Raw genomic sequence first — 15248 nt, 5'->3', positions numbered from 1 at the left:
AGAAGACCGAGCTTATGGCTCGGTCTTCTTTTATGCATGTTTTGCAAACGCATTGGTAAAAGACACGCTGCGTATTTTGTATTGCTGTTGATAAGCAAGAATAAAATCTCGGATAGCGTCATTTACGGGGAAAACACAGTGGACGTCTAGGCCTTCTAAAAACTGATTGTCAGCCATATCCCAGAAGCTTTGAAGCGAATTACAAATGATTGTTCTCATAACAGTGCTCGTCTCGGCTTATTTAAAGTCAGATTAACAACTGTCCTTGGTGTGCAATACGGAGCTAACTAGTTTTTCAATTGCCCAGTATTTTAGGGTGAAGGCTACATTACATCACCTAGATCCATTCGTATTGGTTAAAAACCAATCACTAGCGAGCAGAGTATAGCCAACCAAATGTATATTTAAAAGATAAAATTGGAACGAAAATCAAGCAATGGTTTGCGCATTTCTAAGTTGGGTTTACATGATGACCCGCTAGTCCGGAGTAGGGTTTATGTGTGGCCTTACTCCTAAACAAACTCGTTCCTAAACAAGCTCGATGTGCAGGGTTGAGCGTTAATGAACTAAATCCTGCCCTTTGAGGTTAGTTGGTATAGTGGAACGTTAAGTTTCGCTCTCTGATTTAAGGTTAAGCTATAAATCTAACGCTAAGATTTTGGACTTACGCTGGAAGTTATATAACCCTTGTTTGGCTCCAGGCAAATAGTCGACACTGACTTCGTAAAAACCTTGCTCTCTGAACCAATGCAAACTGTGTGTCGTGAGGACAAAAATCTGATCAATGGTTTCGGATTTAGAACGATGTTTCATGTAGTTGAGCAGTAACAAACCTCGGTTTCCATCACGATAGTCAGGGTGAATCGCTACGCAAGCCATCTCAGCTTTACGCTCTTCTGGGTATGGATAAAGGGCAGCACAGCCAATAATCAAGCCGTCTTTTTCGATGATGGTAAATTTTCCAATCTCTTGCTCTAGCTGTTCTCGAGAGCGCCTAACCAGTACACCTTGTTCTTCTAACGGGCGAATGAGGTCTAAGATACCGCCAATATCGTCAATATTAGCTTGCCTCACTTGTTCAGCACTCGCCATAACAACTTGGGTACCGATACCGTCGAAAGAGAACAACTCCTGAATTAAGGCGCCATCTACTTTATAACTGATCAAGTGGCTACGAGGTACTCCGGCACGGCAAGCGGCAATAGAGCCTTTAAGAAAGCGCAGTGTCCCAGTGTTGTAATCTAGGTCAGGAGACGTATTTTCAGAAAGCGTTTTGATGACATGTTCCGCCTCTATTGGTAGCAACTCGGCGACAGCATTACCGTTGTCATCAATGACACCTTGTTCGGAGCAAAAACCAATCAGCTTATCCGCACCCAGCTTTATCGCTAGTTGGGTGGCGACTTCTTCCGATAATAAATTGAAGCACTCGCCAGTCACAGAGCTAGCAATGGGACCTAGCAGAACAATTGAACCTTGATCAAGAGTGCGGTTGATAGCATCGGTGTCAATGCGGCGAATACGTCCACTATGGCAATAGTCCACACCATCATCAACGCCGAGTGGTTGGGCAATGATGTAGTTTCCGCTAACGACATTGAGCTGGGTACCAGCCATCGGAGTGTTGTTGAGGCTCATTGATAGGCGCGCAGTAATCGCAAGCTGAAGTTGTCCGGCAGCTTGCATAACAACAGATAAAGCCGATTCATCCGTAATGCGGATATTTTTGTGGTAAGGCGTAGTGAGGTCTTGTTTTTCTAGCAGCTGATTAATTTGAGGACGTGCACCATACACCACAACGACTTTGATTCCGAGGCTGTGCATGAGTGCGATATCATTTATAATATTGCCAAAATTTTTGTGTGCGACGGCTTCTCCGCCCAGCATGATCACCATGGTTTTTCCGCGGTGAGCATTGACATAAGGTGTTGATTGACGGAATCCTTTTACGAGAGCAGTACTACGAATTTTCACTACAGCCATTCCTTTGTTTAATTATGTTAAAATAATGCCTTTTTATTCACTTGGTGGCAAGGTGAAATTTTGGAATAAAGCACAAACATATTGAGGTAGGTTCTTGGTCCCGTTAAGAGGGAAGGTTACAATGGTGGCGTCTTTCCTCAATACGTGAACCTCATGTCTTCTGCTGTTAATAAGAATGCTGCGATCACTGCTTCAAATCTGTCAAAAACGTCATCTAAATCAATGCTTCGTAAGTGGCTAGAGCGTTCTCTCATGCTTATAGCGATAGTTGGAACCGTTGTCTTGTGCATGCTGTATAGTGATTTGATTACTCGAACCATTAATCCGCCCATTCCCAAATCGACAATTTATGGTCGCTGGGTTGAGCAAGATGTTGCGCCTTATGCTCGTGAAGAATTTGTGTTGAGTGAGCGCGGTGTTACCGTAAATGGTTCTACAGTGGCGACCAGTTTTAAATTCGATGGGGATTCGTTTTCGTATCGAGTGGGTTCAAATGAGCGGCACTTCAATTTTGTGGGTAAGCAGCATGCAGAAATGAAGCTGGATGCTAATGCACATTATCTACCTGTATTCCGTTTAGAGGGGCGTGCAAGGATTGTGGTAAGATAGTCGTTTTTATTATTGTCTCTTAAGCTGGCAGCTTTTGCGTCTGTGAGTCACATGGATGATCACAACTTCATCTCTCAATCAGTAAATTTTACTTCCAAACATAATCCGGACAATTCCGTAATTCTTCCGCTGTTATCATGTTGCATTAACTGAATGAATTTACAACGAGTAAACGGATTGGCTTAGCGTTGAAACATTTTGTCGTTGCTTTTCAATTGCACCGTATGCATTTGTTTGCCATCCTTTTGCTATTCTCTTTTACGGAAAAGACACGTGTTAAAAAAACTCCTTCCTATTATCTCTTTGAGCCTACTCTTTGGCTGTGCTCAACAAAATGATCGTGCTCAGCAATATCTTGATGGTGAGTTTCCTCAGATCCTCAATCAAGTGGATGTGGTTGAGTCTAACAAACCACGCGATTTTACTGAATTTAACAAGCAAGCTGAGCAAGTGGTGATAAAGTCACCATCCATGGCGAAGATGTACCAACCGCTATATCAACGATTAAGTGAGTGGGCGCAACAGAGCGGAGATACCAGTGCGTTGAGTGCGTTTGGCATTCAAGCCGCGCAATTGGGTGGTGGTGATAAAAAAGGTAATGTGTTGTTTACCGGATACTTCTCTCCCGTGATGGAACTGCGTCATACACCAAACGACATTTTTAAGTACCCAGTTTATGGCAAGCCAAACTGCTCATCAGATTGTCCGACTCGCGCGGAGATCTACAATGGAGCACTAGATGGACAAGGTTTAGTGCTAGGTTATGCGCCTAATCGTATTGACCCGTTTATGATGGAAGTGCAGGGCAGTGGCTATGTGCATTTTGAAGATGATGATACGTTGGAGTACTTCGCGTACGCAGGGAAAAATAATAAAGCTTACGTCAGCATTGGCCGAATTTTGATTGAACGTGGTGAAGTGCCGCGTGAAAAAATGTCTCTCAAAGCGATTAAAGAGTGGGTAATGGACAACGACGACGCAACAGTACGCGAGTTGTTGGAGCAAAACCCTTCTTACGTCTTCTTTGCGCCAAAAGCGGAAGCGCCAGTAACGGGGTCGGCTGGTATTCCTTTGTTGCCAATGGCCGCGGTCGCGGGTGACCGTTCTATCTTACCAATGGGCACACCAATCTTGGCGGAAGTACCATTGCTGAATGCGGATGGTACGTGGAGCGGTGCTCATCAACTGCGAATGCTGATCGTTTTAGACACTGGTGGTGCGGTAAAACAGAACCATTTGGATCTGTATCATGGCATTGGTGCGAGAGCAGGAGCGGAAGCAGGGCACTACAAGCATTTTGGTCGAGTTTGGAAACTTGGGCTGGAAAACTCACCAACTCAAGCGCCTTGGGCTTTACCGCCAGAAAAGCTACAATAGCGACCCAAGAAAGAGGAACCGCCTCTTATCTAGACATTTCATCAAAGAGTGCGTATAAATCGCACTCTTTGTTTTTCTATCGATCATCTGGACTTCAATATGCGTGAACTCGATACCCCAGCATCTGACAGCTACAATCAACGCTTTGGCGGCACTCGTCGTCTTTATGGCAACAGTGAAGTGGACATTCTTCGCGCTGCACACGTTTGTGTTATTGGTATTGGTGGCGTGGGTTCATGGGCGGTCGAAGCGCTGGCCCGTACTGGGATCGGTGAGTTGACTCTGATTGATATGGATGATGTTTGTGTCACGAACATTAACCGCCAAATTCATGCGATGACGGGCACCGTTGGCCAAAGCAAAATTGAAGTTATGGCCGAGCGTGTCAAATTGATCAACCCAGAGTGTAAAGTCAATCTGATTGATGATTTCATCACGCCAGACAATCAACATGAGTACTTAAGCAAAGAGTTTGATTACGTGCTAGATGCGATTGACAGCGTAAAAGCGAAGGCGTCTTTGTTGGCGTATTGCCGCAGCAACAAGATCAAAGTGATCACCACGGGGGGCGCTGGTGGTCAGGTTGACCCAACGCAGATCATGGTCGCTGACTTAACGAAAACGATCCAAGATCCTCTAGCGAAGAAAATCAAAGACACCTTGCGTCGTCATCATAACTTCCCTAAGAATCCGGCTCGTAAGTTTGGTATTGATTGCGTGTTTTCAACCGAGCAGCTGAAGTACCCTCAAGCAGACGGTTCAGTGTGTGGTGTGAAGTCGACAGCGGAAGGTCCAAAACGTATGGATTGCGCTAGCGGTTTTGGTGCGGCGACTGTCGTAACTGCAACGTTTGGCTTTGTCGCGGTATCGCGAATCGTTGAGAAGTTGATTTCAAAATATAAGCAGTAAACTAGAAGAAGAGCGCATCATGACAGATTTTCCCGTTTCTCCATTTGGTACAGATATCACCAGCGAAGACATTGTAGCGACTATGCAGCAATTTAAAGGCTGGGAAGATCGTTACCGTCAGGTTATTCAGTGGGGTAAAAAGCTGCCACAAATGCCAGAAGAGCTGAAATCAGAACAAGTTACCGTTTCCGGTTGTGAAAGCTTGGTGTGGTTAGTGAGCAAAGAGCAAGATGGCGTTTGGCATTTTTGTGCGGACTCCGATGCGCGTATCGTCCGTGGATTGATTGCCTTGGTAATGGCAGCTTATGACGGTAAAACGGCCGATCAAATTCAAGCGTTTGATATTGATGCTTATTTTGATCAGCTGGGGCTTGTCTCCCATTTAAGCCCGTCACGTGGTAATGGCTTGAAAGCTATTGTAGAGCAGATTAAGCAAACCGCCGTGTAACGAGTCATTTTCCCAATTCTTAAAAAACGCTGAATAGCCTAGCTGTTTGGTGTTTTTTGTATCTGAGTTGAGATATTTTTTGCATATGGATAAAAAGTGTGCAAATGGTCGACTATTTTAGCGTTAATTAACCATTCTATTGATCCTGGTTCATTATATTGCCCACTTGGTTTTTATAAACTCAATTGTATTTAAAATTTGTCTATATTAGATAATAGACATATGCCCCATTCGCTCCTATTCCCCAATGTGGAAACACACTTGGAAGCGATTGGGTTACTTAGATACAAATGCTAGGAACCTCCCTATATGCAATTCACCTTGGAACATGCGCAAGACGTGTTATCCGGAATGCCAGACCCCACTTTTATTCTGAGTGAAGATGGTATCTATATTGATGTTTTTGGAGGAACAGATAAAAAAGCCTATCACGATGGAAGCAATTTGATAGGTAAGACACTTCACGGCGTACTTGAAAAAGATAAAGCCGACTGGTTTATCGAGCAGATCAGTCGATCACTGAAACAAGACAGTATTGTGACGATCGAGTACAAGATGTGCGCCGACAGCATTCAGGGAATAGATGCTAACAGTGGGCCAAGAGGCGACCTATACTACGAAGGCAAGATCTGCCCACTCGCTATAAAATACCGAGGTCGTCGCGTTGTCCTTATTCTTACACGCAACATCTCCAATCGCCACCGAGTTGAAACCCTTCTTCGCCATCAAAGCCAAATTGATGCTCTTACCAACATCTACAACCGACGTGTCTTTTTCGAAAAGCTCACAGAAGAAGTTATTAAATCCCAAGCTCCGGATTATCACTCCGCGTTGTTATTATTTGATTTGGATTTTTTTAAAGTCATCAATGATAAACGTGGTCATGATGCGGGGGATTATGTCTTAGAGACGTTAGCTGATTTGGTTTCTCACTTACTCGTCAAAGACGAAATTTTTGCAAGAGTCGGAGGGGAGGAGTTTGCGATTATTTTGCCAGAAACTTCTCTGTCGGCGGCGAAAGAGGTAGGAGAGGAAGTACGTTCCCACATTCAAAATTGTCAGTTCGAATTTGAAAAGATTAAAATTCCGGTCACGGTGAGTGTAGGCGTGGTGGAAATAGGCAGAAATGAAACCACCAAACGTTTGTATGCGCATGCAGATAAAGCGCTTTATGCTGCGAAAAGAAATGGCAGAAATTGCGTGGCGACTCTGGATAGGCAGATGGAGTAACCTTGTTGGTTACTCCAAATCAAACCGTTGGCGTTATAGCATGTCGACGGCTTTTTCTACGGCGGCGATGAGTCTTTCCACATCGTTCGTCGTGTTATAAATACCAAAAGAGACGCGTACCGTGCCTTTCACATTTAGCGCATCCATCAATGGGTGAGCGCAGTGGTGTCCTGCTCGTATCGCAATGCCTTGTTGATCGAGCAGCGTCGCAATATCTTGGTGATGAACGCCGTCCATGACGAACGTCAGTACAGAGGCATTCGGTTGATAGCCTAGAATATGAATGTCATCCAAAGCGCTTAGTGCTTGGTAGGCCTTATCCTGAAGCGCATGGAGATGAGTCTCTACTTCGTGATGGTCAAAACCTTGGTACCACTCAATGGCTTTCGCTAGAGCAATCGCGCCCGCAACGTTTGGTGTGCCCGCTTCAAATTTTCCAGGAAGTGCAGAAAACGTCGTTTTTTCGAAAGAAACGCGTTCAACCATTTTACCGCCGCCGTGCCATGGTGGCATGGCTTCCAAAAGTTCAAGCTTGCCGTATAAAACCCCAATGCCTGCTGGTGCATAAAGTTTGTGACCTGAGAAAACGTAGAAATCGATATCTGATGTCGATAAATCAAGTTGCTCATGTACGATGCCTTGCGCGCCATCAACTACAACAACCGCGCCAACGTTGTGCGCCAGTTCAGTGATTTTTTCGATAGGTTGGCGTGTGCCTGTTACGTTGGTTATTTGTGCGCAAGCAACAATTTTACAGCGGTCAGACAGAAGCGCCTCAAATGCACTGATGTCGAACTGGCAATCTGATGTTATCGGAACTTTAATGACTTTAGCGCCCGTTTGTTCTGCCACGATTTGCCAGGGCACGATGTTGGCGTGGTGCTCCATCTCGCTAATCAAGATCTCATCACCTGGTTGTAACGTGCTACGGGCGTAGGTTTGAGCAATTAAGTTCAGTGCTTCGGTTGCGCCCCGTGTCCAAATGATCTCTTTAGAGCTGTTTGCACCAATAAAGCTTGCCACTCGTTCTCGTGCCGCTTCAAATTGGCTGGTGGCATTAGCCGTTAAACTGTGGCTGCCACGGTGAACATTGGCATTTTGCGCACTGTAGTAATGACTGATGACATCAATCACACATTGCGGTTTTTGCGTTGTCGCTGCGCTATCTAGATAAACTAAGGGCGTATCGTTGACGGATTGATTTAGAGCGGGAAATTGCTCACGTACAGCATTTACGTCAAACATTATTCTTCACCAAGCTTGTGGTAGTGCAGAGTAGGCAGAGGGATCATTGGTTCAGCAACTGACCATGCGTGTTTTTTACCTGAGAGTTGAATGATTACTTCCATCGCGAACTCTAAAGCTGTACCCGGACCTTGACTAGTGATCAGGTTGTGGTTGATATCAAAGGTCACGCGTTTGCTGCGCCACTTCTCTTCCGGGATATGTGACTGAAAGCTCGGGTGACAGGTCATCAGTGATTGTGGGAAAAGATCATGGTGTTGCAATACCAACGCTGGTGCTGCGCAGATAGCAGCGACCAATTTTCCCTCGTAGATGTGCTGCTTAAGGATTTCTATCATCACCGTGCTATCACGAAAAATTTCTGCACCACCAACACCACCAGAAAGCGCTATGGCGTCAAACTCATTATCAGCGATATCGACCAGTTTACAATCGGCTGTTAGTGTGACTCCGCGAGAAGCTTTCATCGTCAATGAGCCATCAAAAGCAGCACTCGCTACCGTAACGTCATAACCCGCGCGAACCATCATGTCGATAACGGTGACGGCTTCCATTTCTTCGGTGCCCGGAGCGATTGGCACTAAGATTTTCTTATTCATTGTTCTGTCCAGCTTTGTTCTATTTGTTTGATGCGTTGGTAAAGTTTTAAATTCTCAGGCGTATTGATGCGATGTTTCTCGGCAGCCTTTAACAAGTATCCGGTTATAAAATCAATTTCCGTTCGACGCTGATGGAATACGTCTTGTCTCATTGAAGAATAGTTCTCAGCTGTGGCGTTCACCACTTGCAGTACCGTATCGAAAAGAGAGCGAAACTCGATAGCAATACCTTCTTTACTCATTACTTCAACCAGTTCTTGAGTGATGCTTTCGAGTTGTATCTTAAACTCGGGCTTCGCAAGTTCACCATTCTTACACTGCTGAATCGCAGTCAGTGGGTTAATCGCGCAGTTAATTGCTAACTTAGTCCATAACGCAGATTGGATGTGTGGATTCCAAATGGCCTCTGGAAGAGCATGATGCATAACATCTTGCAGAAAAGCGCACTGCATTCCTTTGTCATTATAACCACCCACTTGCGTTGTTCCGTGACCGGTATGCAGTACGTGTTGGTTATCTGGTTTGTATGCGCCGTGCGTCGTTGTGGCGAGCACGATAGGATTGTTTGGCAGAGCCTTCTCCACGCCAGAGGCGGTACCCATACCATTGTGCATCAGCATGATAATCGTGTCTGTATTGATATGAGGGAGCAAAGGCTGAATGGCGTCTTCCACTTGCCAAGCTTTTACCGTGATCAAAATGAGGTCCGCTTGATTTACGGAGGAAATATCTTGATTACTGAATACGATTGCGGGTGTGTCATCCAACTGAAGTGGTTGTTGTCTCTCTGAACTTCTTCCCCACAATGAAACATTGTGCCCGGCAAGCTTAAATTTTGTTGCCCAGAGTGAGCCCACCGCACCTGGACCGAGGATAAGGATATTCACCAAACGCTCTCATTAAAAAGGTTTGCTGCAAGGATAATGAGGGAAAAAAGGAAAGCAAATAAAAATGGCGCCGAAAGGCGCCATTTTTGAGCAAACTTAGTGGTTCAATTAGAACTTGTAAGTTACAGCTAGGTAGTGGCTTACACCAGTCGATTCTAGCTCAACACCTGGAGCAACTTGTAGACCGTCTTTTACGCCATATACTTCTTTGTATGCTTTCAGGCCGTAACCAACCGCGAAGCGATCTGAGTGCCAGTAAATGCCGTTGAACATTGCACCACCGTTTGACGCGGTAGTACCAAATTTGTTACCAGCATCATCATCCATACCGAATTGGTAATCAATGTAACCTTGGTAAGAAATGAATGAACCATTGTCGAAGAAGTAGAATGGTTTGAACCAGTTAGTCGAGATTTGGAAACCGTTCCAACCTTTGTTGTTGCCATCGTAAGTGCTGTACAGGTTTAGGCCGATTTTACCTAACCAAGGAACCATTACATCAGAACCTAAACCGATTTTCTGGTTGTTTACACCACCGTTGTTACCGCCCCATTCCATTAGAGATGCAATGTATAGCTCTTGAACTGGACCGAAAGATAGGTCTTTACCAGTTACGGCATCTAGAGACATACGTGGTGCAAATTTCATGAACATCTTGTCAGGAGCGCCGTTCTCAATTGACTTATCTTGGTTATCTTTAGTCGCTAGGTTAAATACGTCTACGTAACCGTATAGGTCGAAAATACCAGAGCGACCGCCAAATTCCATTTCTAGGTAATCGTGAGCGTTGTCGTCAGCGCCTTTAACTCGTGGCATTTCATCAATTGAGTACATGTAGTTGAACTGCATCCACTTGTAATCGTTTTTGTGGATATCGCCGTCAGAGTAATCTGCCGCCATAACTGGAGCTGAAGTAGCCGCTAGAAGGCTAAGAGCTAAAAGTGATTTACGCATAAGGGGACTCTCTATGTTTGTAATGATTCAGAACACGCAATCTATGCTGCGCTTTCCAATTGGCGGGAATAATAGCGATAAAAATCCCAAATGAAAGTGATAAAGGGTGCAAAACTGAACGTTTTTGGTGAGTTGTGTCACGAAATTATCTTTATTTACGGAACTTTTTGTTTGTTGCATTTGATTGCAATAAATGTGTGATTTGGATCGTTTGCGTAAGCGATTTTATGACTTTTTAAGCCAGTCGATTAACCAACATAAATCGTTAGTGATCGGAGTGATAAGGGATTCGTATGTATCCGTGAATCAAAGAGGACGTTTGAATGAAAGAAGTCATGTTATTCCCACTCACTTCAGTTGTACTCCCTGAGGGTAAAATGAATCTGCGCATTTTTGAGCCACGATATAAGCGAATGGTAAAGGAATGCAGCCTACAAAATGTGGGCTTTGGAGTTTGCCTGGTAGGAAGTGAAGGTGACCCTAAAGACGTGGGTAACGTTTCATCTATCGGAACTTTGGTCAGGATCGTTGATTTTGAAACACTCAGTGATGGCCTTCTTGGTATTACAGTTGCTGGTGAGAAACGCTTTGTTGTTAAACGTGTTCGTGCAGATGCGGATGGCTTACGTCATGCAGAGGTTGAATGGTTAGACAATTGGCAACATCTAGACAACTCACCAGATTTCTTCTTTTTAAGCCAGCAGTTATCCCATGTTTATGAAGAGTTTCCTCAACTTGGAAGCCTCTACCAGCATCGTTTTTACGATGACTCTGCTTGGGTTACTCAGCGTTGGCTTGAGTTACTACCCCTAGACTGCAATCTGTTCGAACAGCTAGTCGGCGCAGAGGACTGTATTCCTGCGTTGCAATTTCTGACAGAAGCCATAGAAGCCCCGACTAACAAAGAGGCAAGGATATGAAAGGATTTAATAAAGCTGCGCTAACTATTGTTGCGACATTAGGACTGGCGGCGTGTGGCTCCGACAGTGACACTATCGAGTATTCCAATTTACAAGCAGTGCACGCTTCTTCTGATGCGCCGCTTGCAAATGTGTGGATCAACGATAAACCATCTTTAACGAATGTTGATTATGGTGTGGGATCTGGCTACGTTAAATTGCGAGAGGGGATGAATTCGATTCAGGTCGATGTACAGCTCCCAGGTAATGAAACCGCGACCGTAGTACCTAAAACAGAACTAGATCTTGATTCCGACCTCAATTATAACGTGTTCGTTGTTGGCGATGCCGATGGTTCGCCAAACCCAGTTGAGCCTTTAGTTGTGACTCGCAGCGCCGATTCAATGGCTGATGCCAATAGTCTAGATGTTCAAGTTGTTCATGCAGCTTCAGGCGTTCCTGCTGTTGATCTTTATGTCACTGAGCCAGGTGTTGCTCTTGCTAGCGCGACTCCAATAACTAACCTTGCTTACAAAGCTTCTACCGACGTATTGAACATCCCAGCTGGTGAGTATCAAGTTCGACTTGCCGTAGGAGACAGCGTTGCTTTTGACTCGGGCAAAGTATCTCTTGCGGCTAACTCCAACTTGACGATTGCCGCTATCGGCACAGGAGATTCGAATAGCACGTCACCTGTCAAACTCTTGGTGTTGGACGGTTCGGGCTCTTCTATAATTGAAGATATGGGCAGCCAAGCTGAAGTAAGAGTCGGACACCTTGTCGATGGAGCGCCAGTCGTCGATGTTAACGTTAACGGGGCGGCCTTCGCTCCTCTTGCCGACTTAGCGTTCAAAGAGATTCGTGGTTATTTGGATCTTGCTGCTAGCGCTTACGATATTGACGTTTACGTGGATGGCACAACAACCAATCCGATCATAGATGTTGACGGGTTAATGGTTGCAGGTGGAATGGATTACAGTGTTTATGCAGTCGGTGTTGTTAGCCCAGCGATTGATATCGAAGCTCTGGTTGTTGAAGATATGAGACGCGCTGTGGCGACTAGCGCGACATTGAATGTGACACACGCGGCGGCTAATCCTATAGCGGAAATGGTGGATATTTACCTCACTACGAGTGCAGGAATAGATGGAAGTGATCCAACTATTGCTAATTTTGCGTATAAAAATAGCGTACAAGGATTATATGTCGCTGAAGGTACATATTATGTAACGGTAACAGTGGCTGGTAACCCAAGTATTGTTGCGGTTGACTCAGCACCAGTCAATGTAATGAACGGTGTTGTGTACCAAGTCGTTGCCATTGATGATGGGAACAACGGTGGTTTCAACTTGTTGGTCGATGACGTGACCGATTAGGACGAATGGGAGGAGGAGACTCCTCCCACAAATTAAGGCCGATTATGATGAGTGATAGCCCGAAAAAACTGGGGCGCAGTGATTGGAACGATTACATGGATAAAGTGAAGGATCGAGACAAAGATGCGTTCGCTTTTGTATTCCGTTTTTACGCACCCAAGCTGAAGCAATTCGCTTACAAACATGTTGGTAATGAGCAAGTTGCTATGGAGATGGTGCAAGAGACCATGGCGACAGTTTGGCAGAAAGCGCACCTCTATGATGGTGAAAAGAGCGCGTTATCGACTTGGATATATACCATAATCCGAAACCTTTGTTTTGATCTGCTGAGAAAACAGAAAGGTAAGGAATTACACATTCATTCTGATGACATTTGGCCGTCAGAGTATTATCCACCTGATCTTGTTGATCACTATTCACCAGAACAAGATATGTTGAAAGAACAGGTGGTTAAGTTTTTAGATATATTACCGAAAAACCAGAGAGATGTTTTACAAGCGGTATATCTTGAAGAGTTACCTCATCAACAGGTCGCGGAATTATTTGATATACCCCTCGGTACCGTAAAATCCAGGCTGAGGCTTGCAGTAGAAAAGCTAAGGCATTCAATGCATACGGAGCAACTATGAACAAACACCCAGATAACAGCTTGTTAGAAGCATACGCTTCGGGAAGCATTGATGCAGTTTCTGGTCTTGTGGTCGCAACCCATTTAGAAACATGCACCAAGTGCCGAGCTTATGTGAACCAAGTCGAAGCAAGTCAAGCGAACATCGTAAGTGACATACCTTCTGAGTATGTTTCTGAATTTGACGACATGTTTAATGACATCATCAATGCGGAGCCAGCGACTGATAATATCGTGATCCGCGACTCTGCTGCTGTTAATGTGGCAGGAAAAAGTTTCGCTCTTCCTAAAACTCTAGCGCGTTTCTCTGACCTCGTAGGGTCATGGAGAAGTTACGGAGGCAAGGTTTTCAGTGCTCAGATTGACCTAGGGGAAGACGCTCGTGTCAGCTTAATGTACATCGGGGAAGATGTGCAAATTCCTCAACATACGCACAAAGGCCTGGAGTCTACATTGATCCTACATGGTGGATTTAGTGACGAGGATGGCCAATATGAAGAAGGCGATTTGATGATTAGAGACGCATCAGTGAAGCACAGCCCTTACACTAAGGCCGGAGAAGACTGCTTGTGTTTAACCGTATTGACTGAGCCGATGATCTTTACTCAAGGCGTGGCACGTATATTTAATATGTTTGGTAAAGGGTTATACCCATAGACCTCTTATCTTATATCTCGCAAAACAAAAACCACCGAATTCGGTGGTTTTTTATATGTTTCGTTAATGTTTGTGACGTGCTTTTTCCAATAGAGCATCAAAGTAATGTCGTAGCGAGTACAACATAATCAAGCTTGGCACGACCATGACAGCGGTAAGCACGAAGAATGTGCTCCAATCATTAAGATAATCCACTAGCTCGCCACTGAAAGAAGCAAGAGTCGTCCGTCCGAAGTTTCCTAGAGAGGCAAGCAACGCATACTGAGTTGCCGAAAATGCTTGCCCGGTTAGAATCGTCAAAAATGAAACAAAAGCGACAGTTGAGAAAGCAGTCGTAAAGTTATCGACAATAATCGTGGCTAAGTACAAGTGCTCGTTTGGGCCTACCGAAGCAATCCAAGCAAACATCAAGTTACTGGCAGACATAGCAATACCGCCGATCATTAATCCACGTACAATACCAAACCTAACGTTGAACATGCTTCCGACAAAAGTAAAGAAGATGGTGGCTCCCCAACCGATCAGTTTGGAGTAATAGCCAATTTGTTCATTGCTAAAACCAATATCTTTATAGAACGCGATCGACATCCTGCCCAAAAACGCTTCGCCAATTTTAAATAGGAAAACGAACAGCAACAGAGTAATCGCGACACGGACGCCATTGCGATTAAAGAAATCAAGGAAAGGTTCTACAACAGTCACGGTAAACCAAGCTACGACTTTTGAACCAACCACTTCTTTGTGGCGTTGTTCAGCGGCAGACTGAAGTTGTTCGCGTTGAGTCTTCGGTTCACTGACTAAAATCGTAAAGACCATTAGAATGCCGACTATCACCGCCATCCCGTAGTACACACCATTCCAACCGACACTGTCAGCATTAACAAACGCTAAATAACCCGGTAGTGAATAACCTGTCCACCAGCCAATGACCGCCATTGCAGAAGCTTGAGGCAGTTTAGACTCTTCTGACTTTGGGAAAGTATCAATACGAAAAGCATCAATTGCGATGTCTTGTGTCGCTGAAGCCGTTGCAATGCACAAGGCGAGTAGTGACGCAAACACCAAGTTTTCCGCTGGATTAACACCGGCAATAAATAGGGTAGCGACGAGTACGATACTTTGACAAAAGAAAATCCAGCTACGTCTTTGCCCCAGCAGTCTAAAGAGGACTGGCAGCTTCACGCGGTCAACCAGAGGTGCCCACAGAAAGTTGATCGCATAGACCGCAAAAACGCTACCAAAATAGCCAATTGCGGAGAGGGTCAAGCCGGCATCTTTTAGCCAACCTGACATGTTTGAACCGATAAGAACCCACGGAAAGCCGCTAGAGCAGCCCAGCATGAAAACCCACATGAGTCGTTTATCGAGGTAACTTTTTACCGTTTCCAACCAAGTGATGGAAGGTAATGAAGACATAAATCAATCCAATAAAATGAAGCCGTTGAAA

General features: G+C 44.9%; 16 protein-coding genes. 9 read left to right on the top strand and 7 right to left on the bottom strand.

Annotated features, from left to right (window positions below; translation table 11 throughout):
- Window positions 1–30: 30 nt before the first annotated feature.
- Together R7O12_RS00580 and argA are read right to left on the bottom strand one after the other, a co-directional pair.
- Complete coding sequence (locus R7O12_RS00580) at window positions 31–219, bottom strand: hypothetical protein (RefSeq protein WP_005380230.1); 189 nt, start codon at window positions 217–219, stop codon at window positions 31–33.
- A gap of 417 nt (window positions 220–636) precedes the next feature.
- Window positions 637–1974 (bottom strand): amino-acid N-acetyltransferase, encoded by a 1338-nt coding sequence (argA, locus tag R7O12_RS00575; RefSeq protein ID WP_012841478.1) that lies wholly within the window; start codon window positions 1972–1974, stop codon window positions 637–639.
- A gap of 162 nt (window positions 1975–2136) precedes the next feature.
- Here argA and R7O12_RS00570 point away from each other — a divergent pair, with 162 nt between their 5' ends.
- From R7O12_RS00570 to R7O12_RS00550, 5 genes are all read left to right on the top strand, one after another.
- Window positions 2137–2592 carry a DUF2850 domain-containing protein gene (locus R7O12_RS00570; RefSeq protein WP_258497153.1) on the top strand — a complete coding sequence of 152 codons (456 nt, stop codon included), beginning with the start codon at window positions 2137–2139 and terminating at the stop codon, window positions 2590–2592.
- A gap of 273 nt (window positions 2593–2865) precedes the next feature.
- Window positions 2866–3969 (top strand): murein transglycosylase A, encoded by a 1104-nt coding sequence (gene mltA / locus R7O12_RS00565; protein ID WP_318105102.1) that lies wholly within the window; start codon window positions 2866–2868, stop codon window positions 3967–3969.
- Between the two features lie 99 nt (window positions 3970–4068).
- Window positions 4069–4878, top strand: a complete 810-nt coding sequence (gene tcdA, locus R7O12_RS00560) for a tRNA cyclic N6-threonylcarbamoyladenosine(37) synthase TcdA (RefSeq protein WP_005391724.1) — start codon at window positions 4069–4071, stop codon at window positions 4876–4878.
- A 19-nt stretch (window positions 4879–4897) separates the two neighbouring features.
- The gene (gene csdE / locus R7O12_RS00555; protein ID WP_262651769.1) at window positions 4898–5326 is read left to right on the top strand and encodes a cysteine desulfurase sulfur acceptor subunit CsdE; all 429 of its coding nucleotides are present in this window, start codon (window positions 4898–4900) and stop codon (window positions 5324–5326) included.
- Window positions 5327–5635: 309 nt separating this feature from the next.
- Complete coding sequence (locus tag R7O12_RS00550) at window positions 5636–6556, top strand: GGDEF domain-containing protein (protein ID WP_318125544.1); 921 nt, start codon at window positions 5636–5638, stop codon at window positions 6554–6556.
- A 33-nt stretch (window positions 6557–6589) separates the two neighbouring features.
- On the opposite strand, the gene csdA is transcribed toward R7O12_RS00550, so the two are convergent.
- The 4 genes from csdA to R7O12_RS00530 all read right to left on the bottom strand — a co-directional run bounded on the left by csdA (window position 6590) and on the right by R7O12_RS00530 (window position 10241).
- Window positions 6590–7801, bottom strand: a complete 1212-nt coding sequence (csdA, locus tag R7O12_RS00545) for a cysteine desulfurase CsdA (protein WP_318125543.1) — start codon at window positions 7799–7801, stop codon at window positions 6590–6592.
- Window positions 7801–8400, bottom strand: coding sequence for a DJ-1 family glyoxalase III (locus R7O12_RS00540; RefSeq protein WP_318125542.1), 600 nt, complete (start codon window positions 8398–8400; stop codon window positions 7801–7803). The genes csdA and R7O12_RS00540 overlap by 1 nt, the downstream gene beginning before the upstream one ends.
- A complete protein-coding gene (gene panE, locus R7O12_RS00535; RefSeq protein WP_318125541.1) occupies window positions 8397–9287 on the bottom strand; it encodes a 2-dehydropantoate 2-reductase in 891 nt (296 codons plus the stop codon). Before panE ends, R7O12_RS00540 begins: the two co-directional genes overlap by 4 nt.
- Before the next feature lie 108 nt (window positions 9288–9395).
- A complete protein-coding gene (locus R7O12_RS00530) occupies window positions 9396–10241 on the bottom strand; it encodes an outer membrane protein OmpK (protein WP_005391741.1) in 846 nt (281 codons plus the stop codon).
- Between the two features lie 323 nt (window positions 10242–10564).
- Between R7O12_RS00530 and R7O12_RS00525 the strand changes: the two genes are divergently transcribed.
- Genes R7O12_RS00525 through R7O12_RS00510 form a run of 4 tightly spaced genes read left to right on the top strand, consistent with a single transcriptional unit; the run spans window position 10565 to window position 13801 of the window.
- Window positions 10565–11161 carry an LON peptidase substrate-binding domain-containing protein gene (locus R7O12_RS00525; protein ID WP_132936899.1) on the top strand — a complete coding sequence of 199 codons (597 nt, stop codon included), beginning with the start codon at window positions 10565–10567 and terminating at the stop codon, window positions 11159–11161.
- Window positions 11158–12516: a DUF4397 domain-containing protein gene (locus R7O12_RS00520; RefSeq protein ID WP_132936898.1), complete on the top strand. Its 1359-nt coding sequence runs from the start codon at window positions 11158–11160 to the stop codon at window positions 12514–12516. The genes R7O12_RS00525 and R7O12_RS00520 overlap by 4 nt, the downstream gene beginning before the upstream one ends.
- A gap of 44 nt (window positions 12517–12560) precedes the next feature.
- Window positions 12561–13145: an RNA polymerase sigma factor gene (locus tag R7O12_RS00515; RefSeq protein ID WP_017636022.1), complete on the top strand. Its 585-nt coding sequence runs from the start codon at window positions 12561–12563 to the stop codon at window positions 13143–13145.
- Window positions 13142–13801, top strand: a complete 660-nt coding sequence (locus R7O12_RS00510) for a ChrR family anti-sigma-E factor (RefSeq protein ID WP_005380256.1) — start codon at window positions 13142–13144, stop codon at window positions 13799–13801. The genes R7O12_RS00515 and R7O12_RS00510 overlap by 4 nt, the downstream gene beginning before the upstream one ends.
- A gap of 63 nt (window positions 13802–13864) precedes the next feature.
- Here R7O12_RS00510 and R7O12_RS00505 read toward each other — a convergent pair whose 3' ends face one another.
- Complete coding sequence (locus tag R7O12_RS00505) at window positions 13865–15217, bottom strand: AmpG family muropeptide MFS transporter (RefSeq protein WP_132936897.1); 1353 nt, start codon at window positions 15215–15217, stop codon at window positions 13865–13867.
- Window positions 15218–15248 lie beyond the last annotated feature (31 nt).

Source organism: Vibrio sp. Vb1574, from assembly GCF_033338675.1.
The sequence above is the reverse complement of the archived record's forward strand: the minus strand, read 5'-3'. Positions and strand labels throughout refer to the sequence as shown.

Coding starts and splice junctions, on each gene's coding strand:
- R7O12_RS00580 (WP_005380230.1), bottom strand. CDS start 219: ATGAGAACAATCATTTGTAATTCGCTTCAAAGCTTCTGGGATATGGCT.
- R7O12_RS00570 (WP_258497153.1), top strand. CDS start 2,137: ATGTCTTCTGCTGTTAATAAGAATGCTGCGATCACTGCTTCAAATCTG.
- tcdA (WP_005391724.1), top strand. CDS start 4,069: ATGCGTGAACTCGATACCCCAGCATCTGACAGCTACAATCAACGCTTT.
- csdE (WP_262651769.1), top strand. CDS start 4,898: ATGACAGATTTTCCCGTTTCTCCATTTGGTACAGATATCACCAGCGAA.
- R7O12_RS00550 (WP_318125544.1), top strand. CDS start 5,636: ATGCAATTCACCTTGGAACATGCGCAAGACGTGTTATCCGGAATGCCA.
- csdA (WP_318125543.1), bottom strand. CDS start 7,801: ATGTTTGACGTAAATGCTGTACGTGAGCAATTTCCCGCTCTAAATCAA.
- R7O12_RS00540 (WP_318125542.1), bottom strand. CDS start 8,400: ATGAATAAGAAAATCTTAGTGCCAATCGCTCCGGGCACCGAAGAAATG.
- R7O12_RS00530 (WP_005391741.1), bottom strand. CDS start 10,241: ATGCGTAAATCACTTTTAGCTCTTAGCCTTCTAGCGGCTACTTCAGCT.
- R7O12_RS00525 (WP_132936899.1), top strand. CDS start 10,565: ATGAAAGAAGTCATGTTATTCCCACTCACTTCAGTTGTACTCCCTGAG.
- R7O12_RS00520 (WP_132936898.1), top strand. CDS start 11,158: ATGAAAGGATTTAATAAAGCTGCGCTAACTATTGTTGCGACATTAGGA.
- R7O12_RS00515 (WP_017636022.1), top strand. CDS start 12,561: ATGATGAGTGATAGCCCGAAAAAACTGGGGCGCAGTGATTGGAACGAT.
- R7O12_RS00510 (WP_005380256.1), top strand. CDS start 13,142: ATGAACAAACACCCAGATAACAGCTTGTTAGAAGCATACGCTTCGGGA.
- R7O12_RS00505 (WP_132936897.1), bottom strand. CDS start 15,217: ATGTCTTCATTACCTTCCATCACTTGGTTGGAAACGGTAAAAAGTTAC.